Raw genomic sequence first — 24336 nt, 5'->3', positions numbered from 1 at the left:
GGACGACAAGTGAGACGCCTATGCGCGGACCTGTTCTCATCGCCGGCCGCCCGCGGTCGCTGGCCACTGCTCTCGCCGCCCGCTATCTCTCGGCGACCACGGCGAAGGTGATTCTGCTCGGCGCCGAATGCCATCTGGTCGACCGGGTGCTCGCCCGGCTTCCGCCGCGCGAACGGAGGGACGCAAGGACCCGGTTGATCCATGTGCCGCTGGTCAAGGACCCGGACGGGATGCTCGTGCCCGAGCCGCACGACGGCGGCACGGATGTGTCCGCGGACGAGGTCTGGTGTCTGGCGACCGGCTGCGACCCCGACCGTGAGCGAGGGGACGCGCAGGACGCCGCGCTCACCCGCACGCTGCTGTCGCTCCTGCCGGACCTCGATGTCCGCAGCTTCGGGCATGTCGGTCCGGCCCGGCCGGTACAGGCGCGGAACCATCCGCAGCCGCTGCCCGAGGGGCCTTGGCCGGGACAACCGAGGGAGGACGAAGTTGCCGCCCGGTGCGCCGAGTTGGGGATAGTCGCCCACATCGTGCGTACCGACCCGGCGGCCGACCGGCCCGGCGCCCCGCCCGACGACCGCGACGGCGGTCTGCTGCACCTGCTGACGACCCTGGAAGCGGTGCGCGAGGAACTCGACGAGCGCGCTCCCGGATATCTGCGCGACCGGCCGCTGCGCCTGCACGCGCACCCCGGGGCGGCGCTCGGCGCGCTGCCCGTGGACCGTGTCGCCGACGCCCTGGTGTCCCTGCCGGAACGGACCGGGCCGGACTGCCGGTACGTCAATCTGGTGGCCGCCGAACCCGTGCCGGTGCCCGAGCTTTGCCGACGGCTGAGCACGGGGTACGGCATCACCGTCACCGCGGTCGACGACCCCGCCCAGCTGAATCCGGTGGACCGGCAGCTCGCCGACCGGCTCGGCGCGACCATGGACCAGCTCGGCGGGCCCGCCGTCGAACGGCGCCGGGATCACCCGGTCGCGTCGGCGGTGGACGGCGCGCCCCTGGACGGAACCGCGCTCACGGGCCTCATCGGCTCCGTGCGGGCGGGACAGCGGATGCGGGGGGACACCGTGCGGGCCCGCGGCAAGGAGCTGCGCGACCGGGCCCCCACCGTGATCACCGCACGGGACGGCGCACCGCTGAGCTATCTGACCGCGGGAACTGTCGGCCCACCGCTGCTGCTGCTCAACGCCCTGGGTTACCGCACCCGTTGGTGGCACCGTCTGATCGGCCACCTCGCGCCCCGACGGGTGATCACCTGGGATCCGCGGGGCGTCCACGACACCGGTCCGGTGCCGTCCGCCGTGTCGGGCCAGGCCGACGACGCCGAAGCGATCATGGATCACGAGGGGATCGAGTCGTGTCATGTCGCCGCCTGGTGCACGGGTCCACGGGTCGCCCTGGAGCTGTACCGGCGCAGGCCGGGCGCGATCGGGGCGATGGTCTTCCTCAATGGTTCGTTCAAACAGCTGGGCCGCAATGACGGCCTGGACACGCCCTACGAACGCGATCTCGAATTCCTGTGCACGACGCTGGCCGCCCAGCCCTATCTGGTGGGGAGGCTGATGAGTCTGTTCGGGGCGGCACCGGCGGACGAGGACGGAATCGATCCGGGCACCGTGCTGCGCCAGGTGGATCCGGCTCTGCGCGGGGAGGTGCGCGCGCCGTTCGCGACCGGTCCCACTCTGCTGCGGTACGCCGCTCAGCTCCTCGATCTGTGGTCGCACGATCCACTGGCCGGCGCCGCCGAACTGCGGGTGCCGGTGCTGTCGCTGGGGGGCGAGTACGACGACATCGCCTCCCCGGAGCGGTTGCGGGATGCCGTACGGACCTTCCCCGACGCCCGGCATGTGCGGCTGCCGGGCGCCACCCACTATCTGCTGCACGAGCGGGCCCAGGAGGTCAGCGAGCTGATCGGGGACTTCCTGCTGGACGCCACGACGCGCGTTCCAGCACGCCGGCGGCCCCGGTCATGAGCTCTTCGGCGACGCCGTCCACGTGGCGGCGTCGCCAGTCCGCCAGCGCACTCCCCGCCACGGACCGGTTGAACGCGCCCATGGCGGGCCCGCAGTGGACCTGGAAGTTCGCCCGCTCCGACGGGTCACCGGCCATCGCCGCCCGGGTGGAGTACCCGAAGTACCAGCGGAACACGGCACTCATGCGCCGTTTGGCATCGCGCTCGACGGCGGCGGCCAGGTCGGTGCGGCCGGTCGTCACGTAGCGCTGTCTGACGAGGTTCCACACCTCTTCCAGCGGGCGCCGGAAGCAGGTCTCCTCCAGGGAGCGGCGCGTGCCCGCGTCCAGCGCTTCGAGACCGTCGAGCTGACGGTAGAGCTGATAGAGCTTGTTGCCGCGGGCCGCGAACAGCGTGCCCTTGCGCACCACCTGTACCCGGGAGCCGTACTCGAACATGTCGCCGGCCGGTGCGTACGCGGTGTCCTGCACATCGAGTCCGGCGAGCATGTCCTTCACCGTGTCGGACGTTCCGGCCTCCACCGTGCACTGGTTGACCGAACCGGTGACCACGAAGTCGGCGCCGAGCACGAACGCGGCGGCGAGCGCCTCGGGGGTGCCGAGGCCGCCGGACGCGCCGATGCGGATGCGCCGGGGATAGCGGTGCTGCCGCATGACGTCGTCCCGGAGCCGGGTCATGGCAGGCATCAGGGTCATGGCGGCGGCCCCGTCGGTGTGACCGGCCGAGTCCGCCTCGGCACAGATGTCACCGGCGACCGGAAGCAGCGCGGCGACCTCGGCCTCCTCACGGGTCAGCCGGCCGTCCGCGACCAGTCCGGCCACCAGAGCGGCGGGGGCGGGGCGGGCGAACGCTTCGGCAACCTCGGGACGTGACACCTTCGCCACGATGTGCCGTACCGCCACCGGCGTGCCGTCGGGGTCCCGGTGCGCGCCGCTGAAGCGGAAGTGCACCAGGGGCTCGGTGACGCGCAGATAGGCGGCTGCCTCGACGCTGCGGATGTCGTGCCGGAGACAGAGATCCACGGTCGCGGCCTCGTGTGCGGGGTCCTCCGGGTCGTGCAGCAGATTCACCCCGAACCGGGCGTCGGGCCCGGCGTCGGCGCGGATCGTCCTGATCGCGTCGGCGAGTTCGGGCAGAGTGACACCTCCGGCGCCGTAGAAGCCGAGCAGCCCGGCTCTCGCCATCCGCGCGACCAGGGCGGTGGAGGCGATGGCACGGAACATCGATCCGGACGCGTAGGCCCAGCGGACCCCGTGGTCCTCCCGGAACTCTGCCGAACCGAGGTCCTGCGGGGCGAGATCGAGGGCGAGTGCCGGACCGGCCGCAGGGGAAGCGGCGGGAGCGGTGGAGGCCGAAGCCGCCGGTGGGGGCGGTACGGGTACGCGTGGCGGGGCCGGCTCCGGCGGGCTCTGCGGCTTCACCTGGATCGGTTCGGCGAGCGCGGACTCCCAGAATCCGGTCAGCACCCTCCCGGGCCCGATCTCGGTGATCTCCCGGACGCCCTCGGCGGCCAGATGGAGCATCGACTCGCGCCACCGCACCGGTCGGCGTATCTGTCTGCTGAGCTGTGCGGCGACCGTGCCGGGCCGATGCGGACGCGCGGTGACGTTGGACAGCACCGGAATCCGTGGATCGTCCAAGGGGACTCCGGTGAGGTACTCGCGGAACTCCTCCTCCGCGGCCGCCATGTCGCGGGAGTGGAACGACGCGCTCACATTCAGCGGGACCGCGCGGCCACCCGCTTCGGCGACCCGGTCCACCAGCCCGGCGACGGCCGCGCGCGGACAGGACAGGACGGTCTGGTCCAGCGAGTTGTAGTTGGACACCTCCACGGCGTCGCCCGGGTCGGCCCGGGTCAGCGCCTCGATCTGCTCCGGTGCCAGACCCACCACCGCCACCATGGAGCCGCCCGAGGCCCGCGCCATCAGTTCGCCCCGGCGGCGCACCAGCCGTACACCGGTCTCGAAGTCGAAGCAGCCCGCGGTGAACAGGGCGTTGAGCTCGCCAAGGCTGTGCCCGGCCAGGAAGTCCGGCGCGGGCTCCCGCTCCAGCCGGACCAGCCCGGCGACAGCGTTCAGGACGAACATGACCGGCTGGAGATGGCGGGTGTCGCGCAGCCGCCCGGCGGAGTCGGCCGCGCAGGCCTCCCGCACCGAGAATCCCAGCAGCCGGTCGGCCAGTTCCCAGTGGCCGGGCAGCAGGTCGGCGTAGTGGGCGCCCATGCCCTTGCGCTGGGAACCCTGACCGGTGAACAGCCAGGCGCGCCGGCCGTTGCCGCTCATATGAAGTCCAGTTGGAGCAGCGACGGTACGAGCGGTGCGTCGGTGTCCGGCGCCGTCGGCGTCAGCGATCCGGAGACAGGCGTGGGGCCCGCCTCCTCGGCCACCGGGTGCCGGTCCAGCCACAGGCGCTTCGGCCGCAGCGGCGGGGGTGGGAGTGGCGTCCGTACGGCGGCGGGCGAGGTGCCGTGCCGGTCCGGGTCCAGAGCGGCGACGATCAGATGTACGTTGGTGCCGCCGAGCCCGAAGGAGCTCACTCCCGCGACCGGTGGACGTCCGGCCGGCCAGTCCCGTGCCGATGTGTTCGGAAAGAACGGCGAACGGGCGAAATCGAAGCGCGGGTTGGGGTTCTCGCAGAACAGCGTGGGTGGCAGGACCCCGTGTTCGACGGAGAGCACCGCCTTCAGCAGCCCGGCCAGACCCGCGGCGGCCAGCAGATGCCCCAGGTTGGACTTGACGCTGCCGATCGCGCAGAACCCGGTCGCGTCGGTGCTCTCCCTGAACACATCGGTGAGTGCGCGCAGTTCCAGCGGGTCACCGATGAGGGTGCCGGTGCCGTGCGCCTCGATCAGGCCGATCTCCCCGGCCGTCCTCCCTGCCCTGGCCAGTGCGCGCCGGACCACGGCTGCCTGAGCTGCGGGGTTGGGCGTAGTCCTGCCCATGGTCTGACCGTCGTTGTTGACCGCGGTGGACTCGATGACCGCATGGATGCGGTCGCCGTCGGCCAGGGCGGCGCTCAGCGGTTTGAGTACCACGACCCCACAGCCCTCGCCGGGGACGAAGCCGTCCGCGCTCTCGTCGAAGGCGTGACATCTGCCGGTCGGGGAGACCGCGCGGGCCGCGCTGAACTCAAGGTAGGGGCGTTCGTCGAGCAGCAGCTCGACCCCGCCGACCACCGCGGTCGTGCAGTCGCCGGCCAACAGTGACTGCATCGCCAGGCGCACAGCGACCAGTGAGGACGAACAGGCGCTGTCCACCACGAGGTTGGGGCCGTGCCAGTCGAAATGGTGGGCGACATGGGCGGCGATGAAGTGCTGGTCGGACTGGAGGATCTGCTGGTGCAGACCGGCACGTGTCGCATAGTCGGAGGTACGGCCGCCGACGAACACCCCTATGTCGTCGCCCCGCAGTTCGTGCGGTTCGTACCCGGCGTCGCTCAGACCGGTGGCGACCGCCTCCAGGAAGAGCCGGATGGCGGGATCGAGCGCGGCGCCCTCGGCGTCGCTCATGCCGAAGTAACCGGCGTCGAAATTCTCCACGCCGTCGAGGAATCCGCCCCACCGGCTCAGACTCCTGCCCGGTTGCGGCGTCGCCCGGTAATAGCGGTCCGGGTCCCAGCGGGACCGGGGCACTTCGGTGATGGAGTCGCGTCCTGCGGTGAGGTTCTCCCAGAACGCCCCCACGTCCGGTGCCCCGGGGAAGCGGCATGCCATGCCGATGACGGCGACCCGCTCATCGGGCCCGGGAGACCCGGCGCCGCCGGAGCGGACCGGTGAATCCTGCGGTACGGGGCGCTGCGCCGCGGTCGGCACCCGTTCCGGTGACGGCAGGGGCTCCGACACCGGTGCCGGTGGGGTGACCTGTTCCGGCGCCGGTTCCTGCTCCGTGGCTGTTGGTCCGGTGATGCCGAGTTCCGCGAGCCGGCGGGAGAGGCGTTCCAGGGTGGGGTGGTCGAGCAGCATGGCCGGTTCCAGCTGACGGCCGACCCGGTCCTCGATGCCTTCGAGGAGCTCCCCCAGCATCACCGACTCCACGCCCAGGTCGCCGAACTCCGTCGTCGGGTCCAGGTCGTCGAGGGCGACACCGAGGGTGGCCGAGAACAGTCCGGACAGCCAGCGCGGCACCCCCGCGGCAGGCACGGGTCCCGGCACGGGCGTGGACGCGGGCGCCGGTCCGGCGGCCGGTTTCAGTTCGGTGTCGACGCGCAACAGGGCGTCCCTGTCGACGGTGTCGTGCAGCGGCGGGCAGGGGACGGCGACCGTTCCGCCGGGAAGCGCGAGGACCTGATCGAGCACGTGCAGAGCCGATTCGTCGTCGAGCGCGGCGAGTCCGACGGATGCGCACACGTTCGGTCCGCCGCGTCCGGAACCGCTGTCCTGCCACATGGTCCAGCCGACCGAGCGCAGGGGCGTCGGTCCCAGCCTCCGGCGGTAGCCGGCGTAATAGTCCATGAAGCCGTTGGCGGCCGCGTAGTCGAGCATCCCGGAGGCGAGCCTGGGCACGGAGGCGCAGATCGAGGAGAAGGTGACGAAGAAGTCCAGCGGCTCGTCGCGGCACAGCTCTTCGAGCGTCTGCAGGCCGTCGGTCTTCGGTTCGAGCACGGCCGAGATCTCGTCCTGGGTCCTGTGGACGAACGCGGGCCTGCCCCTGCCGACCGTTCCGGCACAGTGCACGACGCCGCCCAAGGGTCCGCCTGCGGCGCGCGCCCGGTCGAGGAACGCGCGCAGTGCGGCCCGGTCCGTGAGCGCTCCGGTGTGCAGCGACACCCGCGCCCCGGCACGTTCGAGTTCGCGCACGGTGGCGTCCGCCTCCGCGTGCCGCCGGGTGCCGAGCAGCGCGATGTGGGTGGCCCCGCGGTCCACGAGGTGCCGGGCGACGCGCGCCCCGATCCCCCGGGTGCCGCCGGTGACGAGATAGGTCCTGGTGGGGTCGGGCCGCAGCGGGATGCCCGGGACGGTGACCGGACGCAGTTTCGGCTCATAGCGCACGGACTTGCGGTAACTGACTTCGCCGATGCCCTTGGGCCTGCGCCATTCGTCGGCCACATACCGGGCGATGTCTTCGGGGGCCGCGTCTCCGACGTCCACCGTGGTGGCGATGACCGGGCGGTATTCCGCCCCGAGCGCGCGTACGAAGGCAGCTGTACGGGCTCCGGCGAGGCTCGGGGTGCCGCCGGGAAGGTCGACCAGTCCCCGGGTCAGATGCACGATCCGCAGCGGCCGGCCCGCCCGTCCGGCGAGGAGCTGTTGCAGCAGGGCGAGGCGGGTGTGCCAGTCCCCTTCGGCTTCGGCTTCGGCTTCGGCTTCGGCTTCGGCTTCGAGATCGCACAGGTCGATCCAGCCGGTCACCCGCTCCGCTGCCGGGAGGGTGCCGGTCTCGTCCGGGTGCATGATCCGGATGTCGCCGCCCAGCGTCGCGGCGAGCGCCTCGGCCGTCCGTCCCGACCGCCGGTCGGTGAGGCAGACGACGATTCCGCCGGACGTGGGAACCGGCGGCACTGCGGCCGTGGCGGGGCCGCCGGTGACGGCAGGTTCCCAGACCTTGGTGCAGAGGGGGACCGTCCGAACGGGCTCCTGCGGGGTTGTGTCCTTCGCGGTGATCGACGCACTGCCGGTCGCCGCGACGTACCCGGGAACACCCGGCGGTTCGGCGACCCAGCAGCGGGTCCGGGCGAACGGATAGGTCGGCAGGGTGACGGTGCGCGGGGCGGCGCCCGCCGCCCGGTCGGCCACATACAGGGCGGCCCAGTCCACCGTGCCGCCCTGTGCCCAGTGCTGTGCCAGGTGGTGCGGATCGGGCGCGGTGTCGCCCGGATCCGGCAGAACGGGGCCGGTCGTTCGGGCCCCGGCCGGGGCCCGGCCACGAAGGGTGTCGCCCGGCTCACCGGCGAGGAACCTGCGGAGCTGTGCGGCCAGATCGGCCGTGTCGAGGGCGACCACGGCAAGTCGTTCGCGAAGATGCTCGCGGCCGGTCTGGGTGGTGTGCGCCACGTCCATCAGCTCCGGGCCCTCGGCGGCCACGAAGTCGGCGAGGCGTCCGGCGACTTCGCGCAGCCGGTCCTCGTCGTAGCCGGAGAGCACCACCAGACGCGGGCCCGGGCGGTGCGGACGCCGGACGGGCGCGGGGGCCTCCTCCAGGACCGCGTGGGCGATGGTGCCGCCCGCGCCGAACGAACTGAGCCCGGCACGCCGCGGCCCGCCGTCCGCCGGCGCCGGCCAGTCGGCCCGTTCCCGCTGTACGGCGAAGGGGACCTCGTCCCAGGCGACGTTCGGGTTGAGCCGCTCGGCGTGCAACGACGGCACCAGCGTGCGGTGTTCGAGCTGCAGAACCACCTTGGTCAGCCCGGCGATGCCCGCCGCCGCCTCCACATGCCCGATGTTGGACTTGACCGCCCCGATGCGGACACTGCCGGGTTCCGGCCCGGCCTCGGCGAAGCCGCGTACCAGCCCGTCGATTTCCACCGGATCGCCCAGCGCGGTGCCCGCGCCGTGCGCCTCGACGTAGCCGATGGTCGTCGGGTCCACGCCGGCGTCGTCGAGCGCCCGCCGTACGAGATCACCCTGCGCGACCGGGCTCGGCACGATGTAGCCGTTGGTGCGGCCCGCGTGCACCACTGCGGAGCCGCGGATGACCGCGCGTACCCGGTCACCGTCGGCGAGTGCGGCTCGCAGGGGTTTGAGGACGACGACGCCGACGCCCTCGGAGGGTACGAAGCCGTCGCCGCCCTCGCCGAAGCTGCGGGAGCGCAGGCCGGAGGCGGTGAGCTTCATCCGGCGCTGCTGGATGAACTTGTTCGGGTGGAGCGACAGATTGACGCCTCCGGCCACGGCCATCTCGCAGTCGCCCTGGCGCAGATCGCGGATCGCGAGGTTGATCGCGGTGAGCGAGGAGGAGCACATCGTGTCGACGGTCATGCTGGGCCCGTGCAGGTCGTAGAAGTACGAGACCCGGTTGGCGATGCCTCCGATCGCCGAACCCGTGTCGGTCGGATCCCCTGCGGCGGAGCGCTCGACCCCGAAGAAGGGGTACTCGTTGTACATCGAGCCCGCGTAGACGGCGACGCGTGAGCCGTGCCGGGTGCGCAGCCGTTCCCGGCTGTAGCCGGCGTCCTCGAACGCCTCCCAGGTGGTCTGCAGGAACTGGCGTTCCTGGGGGTCCATCAGGGCCGCGTCCCGGGGCGTGATGCCGAACAGCAGTGGGTCGAAGGTGTCGACGCCGTCCAGGAAGCCGCCCCACATGATGTCGACCGGCCAGCCGGGGCGGCGGCGCGGCTCGGGGATCGGACCCACGCAGTCGCGTCCGGCCGCCAGATTGGCCCAGAACTCCCCGAGTCCCGCCGCCTGCGGGTAGCGGCCTGCCAGGCCGACGATGGCGATGGCACGCTCGTCCACGTCCTCGGGGCCGACAACGTAGGCAGTGTCGTCCACGCCGTCCTGCGGGCCGACTGCGGACAGCGGGCGTGCGGTGTCGCGCGGCGTGCCGGTGTGCTCGGTGAGCGCCGCCGCGACGCCCGCCAGGTCGGTATGGGTGAAGAACAGCGTGCGGGAGGTGTATCCGAGGTCCGCCTCGATGCGGGCGTTGAGCCGGTTGACGATCAGGGAGCTGAGCCCGTAGCTCTCCAGCGGGACCCGGGGGTGCAGTTCCGTTCGCGGGATCCCGGAGACCTCGGCGTAGAGCTTGATGAGGTACGCCTCCATGGGATCGTCGGCGGCGGGCGGCGGCGCCGGTGTGTCCGGCAGGCGGGTCGCGAACGGATAGGCGGGCAGCCGTACCCGGGTGCCCGGCCGGTCCCAGTACGGGGCCCAGTCGACTTCCGCCCCGGCGAGCCACGCGGTCTGCGCCTCGTCGAACGTGCGGGGTGCCGGTACGGCCTCGGTGCGGGCGGCGGTCTGCGGCCCGACGACCGCGTGCCGCAGGCGCGCCCCCGGGTGCCCGTCGATGAACGAGGTGAGGGCGTCGACGAGTCCGTCGGGTGTGGGCGCGTCGATCAGCGCCCGGTGAGCCATCGCCGTCCGGCCGGTCTGGGTGGTGTACGCGACGTCGGCAGTCCGCAGCCCGCGGTGCTCGCGCACATGGTCGCGCAGTCTGCGGGCGACCTCGCGCAGCTGCTCGGCGCCCGCGGCCGAGATCAGTACCAGCCGGTCGGCGCCCGGCACGGTGGCGGCGGGTGGCGGGGCCGCCTCCGCGGCGGGCGAACCGCCGTCCGTGGCCGGCCCGGTCCCTGCGTCCGTCCGCGCGGCCTTCGCCGCGGCCCAGAACTTGCCCAGCACCTGCCCGGGCCCGATCTCGCGTATCTCGGCGACTCCTTCGTCCAGCAGAAGGTTCATGCTGTCCAGCCAGCGCACCGGACGGTACAGATGACGCCGCAGCATGTCGGCGATTCCGTCGGCCGGGTAGGGCGCGGCCGTCAGGTTGGCGATGACGGGGACCGCGGGAGACGCGAACCGTACCGCGTGCAGGTCCGTCGCGAACTCGTCGGCCGCTGCCTCCATGTACCGGGAGTGGGCGGGCACGTCGACATTGAGCAGGACGCACTTCGTCGCCCCCGCCTCCCGCAGCACGGGGCGCAGTTCCCGCACCCGCGCGGCGGGCCCGGACAGCACCAGCTGCTCGGGCCCGTTGAGGTTGACGAGGTCGACGTCGTCGAAGCCGCGGGCCGCCAGCGTGCGGCCGACCCGCTCCGAGTCCAGTCCCAGCACGGCGAGCATGCCGCCGCCGGTGACACCGTCCATCACCTCGCCCCGGCGGCGCACCAGCCGGAGCCCGGTCTCGAAGTCGAAGCACCCGGCGGCGAACAGTGCCGCGTACTCGCCGAGGCTGTGCCCGGCGACGAAATCGGGCAGCGGGTCGCCGTCGTCGCGGGCGGCCAGGAAACTCAGTGCGTTCACGACGAACATCGCGGGCTGCGCGTAGCGCACATGGTGCAGCAGTTCGTCGTCCTCCAGGCACAGCGCCCGTACCGGGTGTCCGATGACCGCGTCGGCGATCGCGCACAGTTCCGGATAGCGGTCGAGGACGTCCTCCCCCATGCCCTTGCGCTGCGAACCCTGGCCCGGGAACACCCATGCGGTAGTCAATCCGAACTCCTCGTGGTGGGGGCGGTGCTGCTCTGCCACGGAAAGGTGCCGTCGGCGGCGAACGCGTCGAAGTTCCGGCGTACCCGGTCCGACGAGGTCAGCCGCATCAGTTCGGCCACGGCGATGTCCTCCGTCTCCGGGGGCATCGGCCGCAGCCGGGTCAGATAGGTCTTCAGGTCGCCCACCACATCGGGCGCGACCTTGCCCGCCCGGAACGCCACCCGCCGGAGCAGGGTCTCGGGATCGTCGTCCACGGCGTCCACGAGCCCGCGGCGTTCCGCTTCGGCCGCGGACAGCGGCAGGGTGGTCAGTGACATGGTGTACGCGGTCTGCCGGCCGGCCCGTCGGATCAGGAACGGCAGTACGCAACAGGGCAGCAGTCCCCACAGTCCTTCCGGCAGGCCGAACGACGAGCGGGGGGCCGCGAACATCAGATCGCAGGCCGCCGCGAGGCCGACGCCGCCGCCCGTGGTCTGTCCGTCCACCAGGGCGACCACGATCCGCGGGACGGTGGCCAGTCTGGTCATCAGGGCGAAGAATCGGCGGGCCGTGTGCTCGTCGTCCGCGGGAGTGTCCTGGGCCGCCCCCGCGATGTCCATGCCGGTGCAGAAGATGCCGTCCCGGCCCTGCAGGACCACGATCCGGCAATCGGGGCTGCGTTCGGCCCGGTCGAGCGCGGCGTCCAGCGCGTCGACCAGAGCCGCGTCCATGGCGTTGCGGCGGTCCGGACGGTCCAGGGTGATCCGCAGCAGTGCGCCGTCCTCGCGAACGGTGATTCTCGGGTCCATGGCCGGCTCCATCAGCTCCACCGATAGGTGCGGCGGTAGGCGTCGATCCGGTCGAGGACCAGCAGCCCGCGCCCCGCCATCCGGCGCTCGTAGGCAGCCGCGTACGGTCCGGTGTCGAACACGGCGTCCCTGGTGCCGAATCCGCGGTCGTCGGCCATGCCGGTGATCCGGTCGTACTCGGCCACGGTCAGCGGGTAACGGTCGGCCAGCTGCCGGTCGATGCCGCGTCGGACGGGCGGTTCGTGACCCACGACTCCGCTGAAGAACTCCGAGGCGCAGCCGGAGCCGTAGGAGAACAGCCCGACCCGTTCGGGGCCGTCGAGACGGGCGTGCTCCAGGAGCGAGCACACGGCGAGATAGAGGGCGCCGGAGAACAGATTGCCCGTGTCGGCGCAGTACTCCAGGGAGGGGGCGACCCGTTCGGTGAAGTCCCGGTCGATCTCTGCCGCGCCCGCCGCTGCCTTCTTGCGCATCAGGAGCCGGTGTCCGCCCCTGACCATGCCGGGGAATGGGGTGTGCATGACCAGGTGGCCGAAGGTCTTGCGCAGATCGGCGCCCGCGACCCGTTGGCAGTAGTGCTCGAAGCTCTTCTCCAGACAGGTCATGTACGCGAGCAGGGAGGCGTCCGCGTTGACCACGTCCACATCGGCGCGCGGGCGGGCGGTGTCCAGGACCTCGAAGGTGTGGAAGCCGCTGCCTCCCGGGTCGAGCCGCAGGATCCGGCCCGGTGAGCCGACGAGCATCGCGACCGCACCGGCACCCTCGGCGGGCTCCCAGGTGGTGCCGCGGGCGGCGGTACCCGGGGCGTCGGTGGCGATGACCAGGGCCAGCGCGCCCGGTACCGGACTGGCGGCGATCATCGCAGCGGCGGTCTGCAGGGCGGCCGTCCCCCCGTAGCAGGCGTGTTTCACCTCGAAGGACCGGCAGGCGTTGCCGAGCCCCAGGTGGTGATGCACATAGGTGCTGATGGGCTTGCCCAGGTCGAGGCCGGATTCGGTGGCCACCACCAGGAGTTCGATCCGTGCGCGTGCGTCCTCGTCCAGTTCGGCGAGGAGCGGCCGGGCCGCGTTGACCGCGTTGGTGACCGGGTCCTCGCACGGCAGGTTCACGGATTTTCGCCGCATCATGAGGTTGTCGAATCTGCTCAGGTCGAGGCCCCGGGCGACGAAGAGTTCCCGTACGTCGACGAAGGCCGGCCCGATGTACGAATGGATCGCTTCGATGCCGATTGTGCTGCCAGTACCCACGCGACTTTTCTAGCGGGCGGCCCGGCCCGGGTCTGCGCAGCATTGAGCAGGCGGCCGGAAGCGCGGTGGTCACGATGGGACGGTGACTTCGCCGAGCGGGTGGCCCGAGCACCCCGTGCATGTGTGGACCTGTGCGGTGACCGGGCCACCGGACGGATACCTCCGGGTGCTGTCCGCCGACGAGCTGGATGTCGCGGAGCGCCGGGTCGGCGACCGCGCCGAGTACGTGGCGGCCCATGTGCTGCTGCGCACGGCTCTGAGCTGGTGGGTTCCACGGGTTCCGCCGCGCGCCTGGGCGTTCGTCAGATCGCCGCTCGGGCGCCCGGAGATCGCCGAGCCGCGCGCGTACCGCTGGCTGCGGTTCAATATCTCGCACACGGGAGGGCTGGTGGCCTGTGTGCTGGCCGCCGGTACGGACTGCGGGATCGATGTGGAGACGGTCCGGCGGCGCACCGACACCGACGCGCTCGCCCGGCGGGTGCTCAGCTCCGGGGAGTACGCCGGGTTCGCCGGGCTGCCCGACGGGGTCAGGGCGCACCGCTTCCTCCAGCACTGGGTGCTGAAGGAGGCGTATGCCAAAGCGCGCGGTCTCGGGCTGCGGCTGCCGTTCGACGCCTGCGGATTCCTGCTCGGGCCCGGCCCGTTACGCGCCGAGCTGCCCGACGCCCCGCAGCCGTGGCGGTTCCAGCAGTGGCGCCCGACCCCGTGGCATGTGGCGGCGCTGGCGTTGCGCGGCGGCCAGGGGCGGCAGCCGCAGCCCGTCCATCACGGTGCGCCGCCCACCGGGGCGGGGTCGAGCAGTCCGAGGTCGGTACGGATCGCCGAGACCACCGGTGGCGGAGCCGACTTGAGGTAGAAGTGGTCTCCGTCGAAGGTGCGCATTCTGAAGTCCCGGCAGGTCACGGCGGACCAGGCGGCGATGTCGTCCCGGGTGACCTCGGGATCGGCGTCGCCGGTCAGTGCCGTGACCGGGCAGAACAACGGCGGGCGCTCAGGCGCCGGATCGTAGGTCTCATTCATCCGGAAGTCGGCCCGCAGCGACGGCAGGAACAGCTCGGCCATCCCGGGTTGTCGCAGGATTTCGGGCGGGGTACCGCCGAGCTGGGTCAGCAGGCCGAGGAAGTCGACGTCGGTGAGGGTGTGGCGGGGGGCGTGCCGTGCGGGCAGGTGCGGTGCACGGCGGCCGGAGACGAACAGGCGCAGCGGCGGGCCGGTCCCGCTCTCGCTGAACAGCCGGGCCATCTCGTAGGCGACGATCGCACCGAGGCTGTGCCCGAACAGCGCGAACGGCCGGTCGGCGTAGGGCCGCAGGGCGTCGAACAGGGGCGGCAGCAGTTCGTCGAGCCGTTCGCAGGGCCGTTCCCTGACCCGGGTCTCCCTGCCGGGGAGGACCGCGGCGAGCACCCCGATCTCCGGGAGCAGGGGGTCCCGCCAGGGGCGGTAGAACAGCGGGCCGCCGCCGGCGTGCGCGAAGCACAGCAGCCGGATCGGCGCCTCCTCGAAACCCGGGCCGGTGGACGCCCAGACACCGGCGTTCATGACTGCCCCGGAACGGACCTGAGCACCGCGTGGCCGAGGGTGCCGGATGCTCCTGTCACATTGACCAGGGCGCGCAGCGGTGCGCCGGGGGCGAGCGGCTCCCAGTCCCGCAGAGTGTCGGCGAGCTGTACCCGTTCGAAGCCGATCAGCGGGCTGAGCGAGGCGGCCCGGACCGTCGGGGCGATCCGGCGGTGCTCGAACTGGAGCAGCACCTTGATGAGCTGGGAGAGCCCTGCCGCGGCCTCCAGGTGCCCGATGCCCGGTTTGACCGTGCCGACGAGCGGGCGGCCACCGGTGCGGAAGATCTCGCCGAGTGCGGTGATCTCGGCGGCGTCGGCGATACTCGCACCCGCAGCGGCGCACTCGACGTAGCCGATGTCACCGGGCTCGAGTCCGGCTCCGTGCAGGGTCTGGCCGATCGAGGCGGTCAGGGCCTCCGCGTTCGCCGAGCCGTAGCGGCCCGCCCCGCCGATGTGCCCGGTCCAGGTGGTCTCGATGATCCCGCGCAGTGGAACGCCGCCGGATTCGGCACCGTCGGCCGGCCGGGGGCGCAGCAGGAGTGCGCCGATGCCCTCGCCCGGTATCCACCCGGAGGAGTCTGCCGAGAACGCCCCCGGCACTCCGGCGGACCGGAGCAGGCCACCGTCCTCCAGCAGTGCCAGGTGGTAGGGGTGCGAGACGAGGCTGGCGCCGGTGACGACCGCCGCGTCGCACTCGCCCGAGCGCAGACTGCGTACGGCGAGGTGCAGTGCGGTCAGCGAGGAGGAGCAGGAGGTGTCGACGGCGATGCTCGGCCCGGTGAGACCGAAGTGGTGCGAGATTCGGTTCGGGATCTCGGACGCGCCGCCGAAGATCTCCGCCTGTTCGCCACGCCGCCACGCGTCCGCGCCGATGTGCTGGTGGTCCTGCCACATCGCCCCGGTGAACACACCGATTCGGGGCGCCGTGGCGCGCAGCGACGCCGCGGTCAGCCCCGCGTCCTCCAGGCATTCCCATACGGCCTGGAGGGTGAGCCTGGTCTGCGGGTCGAGTGTGCGGGCCTCGGTCGGCGAGATATGGAACAGCAGGCTGTCGAAGGCCTCGGTGTCCCGCAGATAGCCCGCGTCGGGTGCGTGCTGTCCCAGGGCCGCGCGGCGGGACGCGGGCGGCGGCCCGATCGCGATGTGCCCGGCGGCCAGGTTGCGCCAGTAGGTGTCGAGGTCGTCGGCGCCGGGAAAGCGTCCGGCGGCTCCGAGCACGGCGATGTCGTCCACCGCGCGCGGTGCGTCAGCGGGGCGGGGTTCCGTGCGCGGCCGCGTGGTGGCCCGCCCGGACCGGGTGGCCGGGTCCGCCCCGCGGTCCGGGACCGTGGCGGGGTACTGCGGCGCCGCGCCGTGGGATTCGTGGCCGGTGCGGGTGCCGCCGATGAAGGTGTGCAGCAGCCGGTGCCCCTCGTCGAGCCCGAACTCGGCCCGGATGGCGCCGAAGTTCAGCGATCCGACCGGGCAGAGCCCGATGCCGCAGGCGGCCTGGGCCCCGGTGAGCAACTGGCCGATGTAGCCGGCCTCCAACGCCAGGTACAGGTCCGCGTCCTGCCCGTACAGGGGGGTGATGCCGTCCCGCTGGCCGATCAGGAACAGCTCGAAGGCCGCCTTGTCGAAGACCGGCCGGTTGTAGAAGACATGCGCGGTGCGGTCGAAGTCCGGTGCCGGTGTGATCAGTTCCAGTTCGTGCCGGTCCGGCCGGTAGTAGTGGACGCCCGCTTCGACGCCGGTGACACGGCCGGGCCGCACCCGCACATAGGCCTGGACGGCGTAGGTTTCGCCGGCCGACGGGTAGAGGTACCGGGACCGTCCGCCCGTCGTCGTGCGGCGCAGCAGTCCGAGCAACCGGGCCAGCGATTCCGCGGGCAGGGGCGCGGAGTCGAAGTCGCGCTGGGTGGACCGCGCGGCGTAGACCTCCTCGGCGAATCCGACGTCGGCGAGGGGGAGCACGCTGCGCGCGGGCGCGTGCCGGGTGGCATGGCCGGCGGATTTGAAGAGCTGCCGGTCCTCGGGCGAGAAAAAGTCCACGGCGGTGGGCCGTTCGAGGGCTTCGGGGGTGTCCTGCGGTACGGTTCCGGGCTCCGCCCGAGCCGCGGCGGGTTCGCCCGGTGCGTTCGGTGCAGGGGGCGGGGCCGGTTCGTCCTGCGCGGCCGGCGGCGCGACGGCGTCGGCTGCCCCGGGCGTGGCGGACAGGTGCCGGGCGATCGATATGCAGGTGGCCTCGGCGAGCAGCACCGCGACCTCGGTCCGCCGGCCGTACCGCTCCTCGATGAGAGCGGATGCCTGCACCATGGTGAACGACGAGGCACCGCTGTCCCACAGGTCGGCGGCCGGGTCCAGCGTGTCCAGCCCGAGGAGTCCGGCGAAGACCTCGGCGATGTCCTCGGCGCGCACCCCTGCCGCGGCGGGGGCCGCCGGCGTTGTCTGTGGCGCGGCGGGCGGCCGGGCGAGCGCCGCGCGGTCGAGCTTGCCGTTGGCGGTCGCCGGGAACTCGGTGAGCTGCTCCACGTAGTTGGGCACCATGTAGTCCGGCAGCGTGCGTGCGGCGAAGGCGCGCAGGTCCCGCACCGCGGGCATCGTGCCGTTCGCGGGGATCACATGCGCGACCAGCTTGCTGTCGCCGTTCTGGCTGCGTACGACGACGACCGCGTCGCGCACGTCCGGGTGCAGCCGGAGCCGGTGCTCGATCTCCTCCAGTTCCACCCGGAAGCCCCGGATCTTGACCTGTCCGTCGGAGCGTCCGAGGAAGACCAGGTGACCGTCCGGCCGGTGCAGGGCGCGGTCGCCCGTCCGGTACATCCGCTCTCCCGCACGGGCGGCGAACGGGTCGTCGACGAATCGCTCGGCGGTCAGCTCGGGCCGCCGGTAGTAGCCCTGGCTCAGGCACTCCCCGGCGATGAACAGATCTCCTTCGGTGCCCGGTTCGCAGGGCCGCAGCTCCTCGTCGAGGACGTAGTAACGGGCGTTGTCGATGGGTTTGCCGTAGGGGATGCTCCGCCACTGGGGGTCGACCTCGTCGACCGGGAAGAAGTTCGACCAGACGGTCGCCTCGGTCGCCCCGCCCAGGCTCACGATCCGCGCACCGGGGAACACCGCGCGCACCTCGTCGGGCAGGGACAGCGGGGTGTAGTCGCCGCTGAGGAAGACCAGCCTGAGCGTGCCGGTGCCGGGGTGGTCCGCGTGGGCGGCCATTCTCGGCGCGAGTTGGGCCAGGGTGGTGGGCGCCGAGTTCCAGAAGGTCACGGGTTCCTCGACCAGGGCGCGGAGCAGCAGATCGGGGTCGTGCTGCTCCGCCTCGTCGGCGAGGTAGAGCGCGGCGCCCCGGCCGAGCAGTCCGAGGATGTCGAAGACGGACAGGTCGAAGCCGAGTGAGGTCACGCACATGCCGAGGTCGCCGGGGGCGAACTCCCAGGTCCGGTAGCACCAGTTGAGGAGGTTGAGCACGGCCCGATGGGTCACCGCGACACCTTTGGGGCGGCCGCTGCTGCCCGAGGTGAAGATGACATAGGCCGTGTCGGACGGTGTGGCGTGGGCCGGTGGGTCGGTGCGTTCGCGGATGTCCTCGGCGAGCGCGGTCACATCGACGGTGGTGACCGCGCTCTCCGTGGGCCACCGGCGCTGTTCCGGGCCGGCCACGAGCACGATTGCGACGGCGGCGTCGGCCCGTATGGATTCGGCCCGTTCGGGCGGCAGTTGGGGCTCGATCGGCACGTAGGTACCGCCTGCTTTGAGTACGCCGAACACCGCGGCCACCAGGTCGGGGGTTCTGGGCAGGGCGATGCCCACGGCCGTCCCCGGGCCGACTCCGAGGTCCCGCAGCCGCCAGGCGATCCGGTTCGCCCGCCGATTCAGCTCCCCGTACGTCATGGGCGGCCCCGTGCGCCGGCGGACCGCTTCCGCGTCGGGCCGCCCGCGGGCCTGGTCCTCGAAGAGGCGGTGGACCGGGTGCGCGGCGGGGAAGTCGACGGCGGTGTCGTTCGCCTCGCGCACGACGGGATGGAGCGCCTGTGTGCGGTCCGGGACGTCACCGATGCGGGCGACCAGGTCACCGAAGGCGGCGAAGGCCTCGGCGAGCGCCTGCGGGTCGAAGGCCGAGGGGGCCACGTCCCAGCAGTAGTGCAGCCGGTCGCCGTCCACGGTCACGATGCAGTCGAGTGCCACCCCGGGAGTACTGGTCAGTCCGGGACCGGGGGTGACGCCCGCGGGCAGGGGCGTTCCGGTCACGTCGTAGGCGCTGGTGAGAACGACGGGGAGGGTGGGCGCGGGCCGGGTACGGACGCCGCGCAGGCCGGTCAGCGCAGAGGCGGTGTCCGCCGCGGTGTCCTCGTCGAGGATCCGCTGGTAGTACGCGGCCCGCTCGTGCGACGGCAGGCGCGGTTCGGCCGTCAGCAGGCTCAGGGCCGTGTGTTCGGCGGGCCTCGGTGCCTGCGGCCAGCGGACCACTTCCAGCGGGTACGGGTCGGGGAGGAGTCCGGTGAGCGCCTCGGTGAGCGCGCCGAGCAGGACCGGGTCGCCCCGTAGCCCTTCGTCCCGCAGGGTCGCCGTGGCGGCGCGCCAGCCGGTACGGACCCCTTCCAGACGGGTCCGCGGCCCACCGGTGTCCCGCGGTGCGGGTCCCGGCGGGAGTGCGGCGGCGCGGGCCCGCCAGTGCTCCTCGGCCCGGGTGTCGCGGGCCGGGGGCGGCTGCGGGGCAGGGGGTGTGCCAGGGTCCGGAGGTTCCGCGCCGTGCAGCAGACGCATCAGCCGGCGTCCGATGAGCTGGATACTCAGCCCGTCGGCGGTGAGCAGGTCGACGGCGAGGTGCAGCACGGCGGGGCCGCCGTCCTCCCCGCCGGTGATCCGCAGGTCCCACAGCGGCCACCGGCCGGGCTGGAAGGGGCGGGCGGTCATCTCCTGCGGCAGCCGCTGTGCCGCTTCGGCCGGCAGCACGGGGATGTGCAGGCTCCGGGGTGTGTGGGCGCGTATGCGCAGCTTCCCGCCGGGTGTCACGTCCGTGCGGAGCACATCCGTGGAATCCACCAGCCGTAACCAGGCCGTCTCCAGCCGTTCCGGGTCGAAGCTGTCGAGGCGGAAGCTCTGGTAGACCTGGCAGCCCTCCCGGGCTCCCGCGAGCCGGTCGACGAGATACCCCTGCTGCAGCTCGTTGAGGGCTCGCTCCTCGGCCTCCTCGGGATCGGCCAGCGCCATCAGCGCGCCCACGAAGTCCGCGAACAGTGTCCGGCCCGCGCCGGGCGCGAACAGCTCGGGCACCAGGTCCCAGCGCACCCGGAGCGAGCCGTCCTCCTCCCACATCTGGTGGTCGAGGGCGACGCCGGAGGTCTGGCCGACCGCGTACGACACCTGCCGGCCGAATCCCTCGTCGTGCCGCTTCGGCCGCAGATCGAGCATGCTGGTGAAAACGACCGGGAGCCGCGGGGCCGCGCTGCCGCCACGGCCGGTCCCGACCGCCCTGATCACCTCGATGCCCGAGGCCGACGAGTGCCCGAACCCCTCCCAGAGGCCGCGGTGCGTCGCTGCCGCCGACTCCGCGAGCGGCCGGGCGGGGTCGGGCCGCACCGGCAGCAGCATGGTCGAGGTGAGCGGTGCCACCAGCTCCGCGGTGGCCGCAGGGAGACGGACCCGGTCGCTGGTGGTCAGTACGAGCAGGAACTCCGGCCCGCCGCCCGCCCGTTGCAGTGCCTCGCCGAAGACGGTGAGGACCAGCGAGGTGGGCGACACCTCCCAGGCCGCGGCCTTTTTGCGCAGGGCCTGCCACTGCTCGGGGGCGAGGGTGGCCCCGAGCGGTTCGCGGCGGTGGCAGGACAGCTCTCCGCCGGAGGGCGGCCGGTCCGCCGCCAGTACGTCCGGGGCCGCGGGGATCTCGCGCAGCCGGGTGGTCCAGTAGTCGACATCTGCGGCGAACTCCGCTGTCCCGCGGTGTTCCTCCAGGGCCCATGCACAGTCCTGGGCGCTGATCCCGGCAACGGGCAGTTCCGTGCCGGGGTCGTGGTAGCACTGCCCCCAGTGATCGAGCAGGAGTTCCAGGCCGTAGCCGTCGGTCACCAGACCGTCGATGCTGAGGTGGACGACATCCAGGCCACCCGGTCCGTGGGAGACCTCGATCTCGAACAGGGGCGCCCTGTCGGGCGGGTAGCAGCGGTGGGACATCCGGTTCCGCACCGACGCCACATGGGCGTCGAAGTCCGCGCGGGAGCCGGAGCGCCGGTCGTGCGCCGTGATGTCCCATGTCCCGCCGTCACCGATGCGCTGACGGGTCCCGGCCACCACGACACGCAGCATTGCGTGATGGCCGAGGACCATGCGCCAGGCGTTCCGCAGCCGGCCCACATCGGTGTCCGCGAGCGCGAACTCGCGGTAGTGGTGGCAGCCGACGGTGTCGGGGCTCAACTGCGGGTGCTTGCCGACCACGTACGACTGCTGGACCGAGGTGAGCGGGAACTCCTCGGACCCGCCCGGTCTGCCCGGTGGGCGGACCGGGACGTCCAGCTGTCTGATCCCGCCGGCACGGCCCGGTGGTACCCCCGGCCCGCCGGCGACCGCCCCGGCCAGCGCCGCCACGGTGGATGACCGGTCGAGCCGGTCGAGGGGCAGATCGACCCCGTACCGGTCATGGATCTCCAGCAGCAGCCGGGCGGCCATGATGGAACTCAGGCCGATGCTCTCCAGCACATCGGTCTCCTCGATCCCGGACCGGTCCGTCAGCTCCTCCAGCATTCCGATGATTCCGGCCGTGACTCCGGCCGACGTTTCCTCACCGGCGGATATCCGTACGTGTGGCACCGAATTTCCCTTCATCAGGCTGAGATGCCCACATAGTTCGCCAGTCGCTTCTCGTCGACGACGATGAATCCATTGCGGTCGAAGTTGAGTAAGCCGACCGCTCCGAATCCCTTCAGGAAGAATCCGACCCTGGACCGGGTTGTCCCCACCATCTCGGACAGTTCTTCCTGGGTGAGCCGTTCGGAGATGCACAGGCCCTGCGGGTGCCGCCTGCCGAACTTGCGGCCGAGCTGCAGCAGTGCGGTAGCCAGTCGCAGCTTGCTGTCCATGGTCGCGAAACCGAGGATCACCTGCTGCTGTTCGGCCATCTGATTGACCAGGTACCGGATGAAGGCCTCCAGAAGCCCCTCCTCGCCCAGGGCGGCGAGGAATCTGCCGGCCGGCACTCTTCGGAGCACCGTGTCCTTCATCGCGCTCGCGGTGGCCTGCTGCTCCGGTTCGAGCAGGCAGCCCTCACCGAATATCTCGTCGGGGCCGTGCACGGACAGCAGGCAGACCTTTCCGTCCGGGGAGAACATCATCTGGTTCACCCGGCCGCTTTCCACGAAGTACACATGGGAATCGGCCTGCCCGCTGTTGTAGATGTTGGATCTACGCCGCACCCTGATCGGCGTGGCACCAATGCATTCACGGCGACAGATCGCGCCGATCTGGTCGGTAAGACACTTGTGTTCCGCGACGCTCAGGGCCATTACTCCCCCGTACTCCCCCATCCATCGGCCGACACGGGTCAGAAATCGGGATGCCACTGTTGTGGCGTCATCGCGGTGTCCACGAGAGTGCCCGGGAGGAACATCCGAGCCCAGGTGCCACCACCCTTTTCGGCGGAAATCAGTTCACGGAAGTACAGATCACGTACGTCCTCGTTCCGTACGTGCATTTCCAGCAGCCGGAAGTACGAGGCCATGGACCGCATGTGAATCAGCCAGTGCAGGTGGTCGGCGGGCCCGAAGGCACCCTCGTACACGAATACCGACACATCGTCACCGACATGACTGTTGATCGATTCGGCGACCTCGCGGGCGAACTGCCTTCCCTCGGAGCGCAGGTCGTAGTCGAGCACTCCGGTGCGGTGGATCAGCACACCGCAGTTGGCGGAGTTCAGCAGCCGGTCGAGCGGGATCGTGGTCTGCTGGTAGGCGGGGGGCAGACCGGTGATGCGTTCGGTGCCCTGGAAGACGGCGGTCTGCTTGGCCAGGTCTCCTTCCGCGCTGGTGTTGTACATGCCCCAGAACTGGGGCAGCATGACGCGGTCCTTGACACTGCCGGGCACGAAGAGACGACTCCACGGCTCGGGTCCGGTCGCCGCGGTCCGCATGATCCGCTCGTAGTCGCCCATCGAACGCAGGTGGATCATCCAGTGCAGGCGCCCCTGCACACCGAACGTCTCGTCGTACACGAAGGCGGTCGCCGTCCCGGGGTTGCCCTTGTTGATCGCCTCCGTGAGCTGGCGGGCGAACAGGTGGGCTTCGGTGGCGAGTCCGGCAGCGATCACCGCGGTGCGCTCGACGACGACTCCGGCGTTCGCGGACTGAAGTACGTCATCGCCTGCGGCAGCCGCCTGGTGCAGGGCGGTGCGGTCGCCCGAGTCCTGGGTGTTCGGGGCTATCGACACTTTTCTGACTCCTTCCGTACGTCGTTGTACTGCGGGACAGATGCGGCAGGAACCGGGCCGGCCTGCCCGTTACCAGGTAACGGGCAGGCGGTGGACGCCGTAGACGAACATGTCTCCACGGAACGGAACCTCCTCGATCGATGTGGCCACCTTGAGATCGGGCAGCCTCCGGAACAAGGTGTTGAGCGCGATCTCCAGTTGTGCGCGTGCGAGCAGTTGCCCCGGGCACTGGTGCGGCCCGAAGCCGAAGCCGAGGTGCTCCCTCGCCCCCCGGTGCATATCCCACCGGTCGGGGTCGGCGAACACCGACTCGTCACGGTTGGCCGAGCCGAGGACCACCAGCACGCCCTCGCCCGCCCTGATCAGTTCTCCACCTACCCGCACGTCCTCGGTCGCCACGCGCCGGGCACCGTAATCGGTGACGGTCTGGTGGCGTACGAGCTCCTCGATGGCGTCGTCCATCAGGGACGGGTCGGCCTTCAACTCGGCGAGCTGCTCCGGGTGCTGGAGCAGCACCAGCGTGCTCACACCGATCTGGCTGGCCACCGTCTCGTACCCGGCGACCATCAGCAGGGTGGCGATGCCGATGACCTCCTCACGGCTGACCTCGGCCCCCTCGCGGCGTTCCAGGATCCGGCTCAGCAGATCGCCCGTGGGGTGTGCCTCCTTGCTGCTGACGAGCTCTTCCAGGAACGACCTGAGCTTGGTGCGCACCGTCATCCGCTCGGCTGTGCTGATGCTCTGGTCGCCGATCATGTTGGTGGTCTCGTAGAAGAACTCCCGGTGCTCGTCGGGGACGCCGAGCAGTTCCGTGATGATCACGAACGGCAGTGGCAGCGCGAAGGATTCGATCAGGTCGGCCGGCGAGCCCTTGGCGATCATCTCGTCGAGCAGCCGGTCGACGATCCGCTGGATCATCGGGCGCAGCTCCTGGACCCGCTTCAGCCTGAACTCCGGCACCAGCAGGCCGCGCAGCCTGGTCTGGTCCGGCGGGTCCATCCTGATGAACGTCCCGGGCCCCGGCGGGCGGGACGTCAGCCGGGCCGGGAATCCCGGTCGGGTGAAGTCGGAACTGAACCGGGTGTCGCGCAGTACGGTGCAGGCATCTTCGTACTTGGTGATCAGCCAGACCATGCTGTCGTCGAAGTCCAGCCGCACCCGCGAGATGGACGGCCGACGGCGTAGTTCGGCGAGCTCTGGTGCGGGGTCGAAGGGGCACGTTCGGTTCATCGGGTAGGAATCCGGCACGACCGTTGTCACCTCTCCCAGGCGTATCTGAGACAGTGCGCAGCC

11 protein-coding genes are annotated in these 24336 nt (G+C 71.6%); 2 read left to right on the top strand and 9 right to left on the bottom strand.

The annotated features are described in order from the left end of the window. Window positions 1–20 precede the first annotated feature (20 nt). The gene (locus ACFU8W_RS02160; RefSeq protein WP_384031407.1) at window positions 21–1976 is read left to right on the top strand and encodes an alpha/beta fold hydrolase; all 1956 of its coding nucleotides are present in this window, start codon (window positions 21–23) and stop codon (window positions 1974–1976) included. Here ACFU8W_RS02160 and ACFU8W_RS02155 read toward each other — a convergent pair. From ACFU8W_RS02155 to ACFU8W_RS02140, 4 genes are read right to left on the bottom strand one after another with little or no spacing between them, the layout of a single operon-like run. After that, complete coding sequence (locus ACFU8W_RS02155; RefSeq protein WP_384031405.1) at window positions 1903–4257, bottom strand: PfaD family polyunsaturated fatty acid/polyketide biosynthesis protein; 2355 nt, start codon at window positions 4255–4257, stop codon at window positions 1903–1905. The two genes, ACFU8W_RS02160 and ACFU8W_RS02155, sit on opposite strands and share 74 nt — an antisense overlap. After that, the gene (fabD, locus tag ACFU8W_RS02150) at window positions 4254–11051 is read right to left on the bottom strand and encodes an ACP S-malonyltransferase (protein WP_384031403.1); all 6798 of its coding nucleotides are present in this window, start codon (window positions 11049–11051) and stop codon (window positions 4254–4256) included. Before fabD ends, ACFU8W_RS02155 begins: the two co-directional genes overlap by 4 nt. Then, window positions 11048–11839 carry an enoyl-CoA hydratase-related protein gene (locus ACFU8W_RS02145; protein ID WP_345519347.1) on the bottom strand — a complete coding sequence of 264 codons (792 nt, stop codon included), beginning with the start codon at window positions 11837–11839 and terminating at the stop codon, window positions 11048–11050. Before ACFU8W_RS02145 ends, fabD begins: the two co-directional genes overlap by 4 nt. 11 nt (window positions 11840–11850) lie before the next feature. Beyond that, window positions 11851–13086 (bottom strand): hydroxymethylglutaryl-CoA synthase family protein, encoded by a 1236-nt coding sequence (locus ACFU8W_RS02140; protein WP_384031401.1) that lies wholly within the window; start codon window positions 13084–13086, stop codon window positions 11851–11853. 82 nt (window positions 13087–13168) lie between these two features. Between ACFU8W_RS02140 and ACFU8W_RS02135 the strand changes: the two genes are divergently transcribed. Next, window positions 13169–13942: a 4'-phosphopantetheinyl transferase family protein gene (locus ACFU8W_RS02135; protein ID WP_384031399.1), complete on the top strand. Its 774-nt coding sequence runs from the start codon at window positions 13169–13171 to the stop codon at window positions 13940–13942. Here the strand turns inward: ACFU8W_RS02135 and ACFU8W_RS02130 are convergent. The 5 genes from ACFU8W_RS02130 to ACFU8W_RS02110 all read right to left on the bottom strand — a co-directional run bounded on the left by ACFU8W_RS02130 (window position 13852) and on the right by ACFU8W_RS02110 (window position 24273). Then, complete coding sequence (locus tag ACFU8W_RS02130; RefSeq protein WP_384031397.1) at window positions 13852–14625, bottom strand: thioesterase II family protein; 774 nt, start codon at window positions 14623–14625, stop codon at window positions 13852–13854. The genes ACFU8W_RS02135 and ACFU8W_RS02130 overlap by 91 nt on opposite strands. Further along, window positions 14622–21443, bottom strand: a complete 6822-nt coding sequence (locus tag ACFU8W_RS02125) for an amino acid adenylation domain-containing protein (protein ID WP_384031395.1) — start codon at window positions 21441–21443, stop codon at window positions 14622–14624. The genes ACFU8W_RS02130 and ACFU8W_RS02125 overlap by 4 nt, the downstream gene beginning before the upstream one ends. Next, window positions 21443–22030, bottom strand: a complete 588-nt coding sequence (locus tag ACFU8W_RS02120; RefSeq protein ID WP_327242725.1) for a Crp/Fnr family transcriptional regulator — start codon at window positions 22028–22030, stop codon at window positions 21443–21445. Before ACFU8W_RS02120 ends, ACFU8W_RS02125 begins: the two co-directional genes overlap by 1 nt. Before the next feature lie 128 nt (window positions 22031–22158). After that, complete coding sequence (locus ACFU8W_RS02115; protein WP_384031393.1) at window positions 22159–23043, bottom strand: DUF6039 family protein; 885 nt, start codon at window positions 23041–23043, stop codon at window positions 22159–22161. A gap of 69 nt (window positions 23044–23112) precedes the next feature. Next, on the bottom strand, window positions 23113–24273 hold the full coding sequence (locus ACFU8W_RS02110) for a cytochrome P450 (RefSeq protein WP_327242726.1): 1161 nt from the start codon (window positions 24271–24273) through the stop codon (window positions 23113–23115). Window positions 24274–24336: the final 63 nt, after the last annotated feature.

This window comes from Streptomyces sp. NPDC057565, from assembly GCF_042801455.1.
Classification (GTDB): domain Bacteria; phylum Actinomycetota; class Actinomycetes; order Streptomycetales; family Streptomycetaceae; genus Streptomyces; species Streptomyces yanii.
This window is presented reverse-complemented; position numbering and strand designations above follow the sequence as displayed.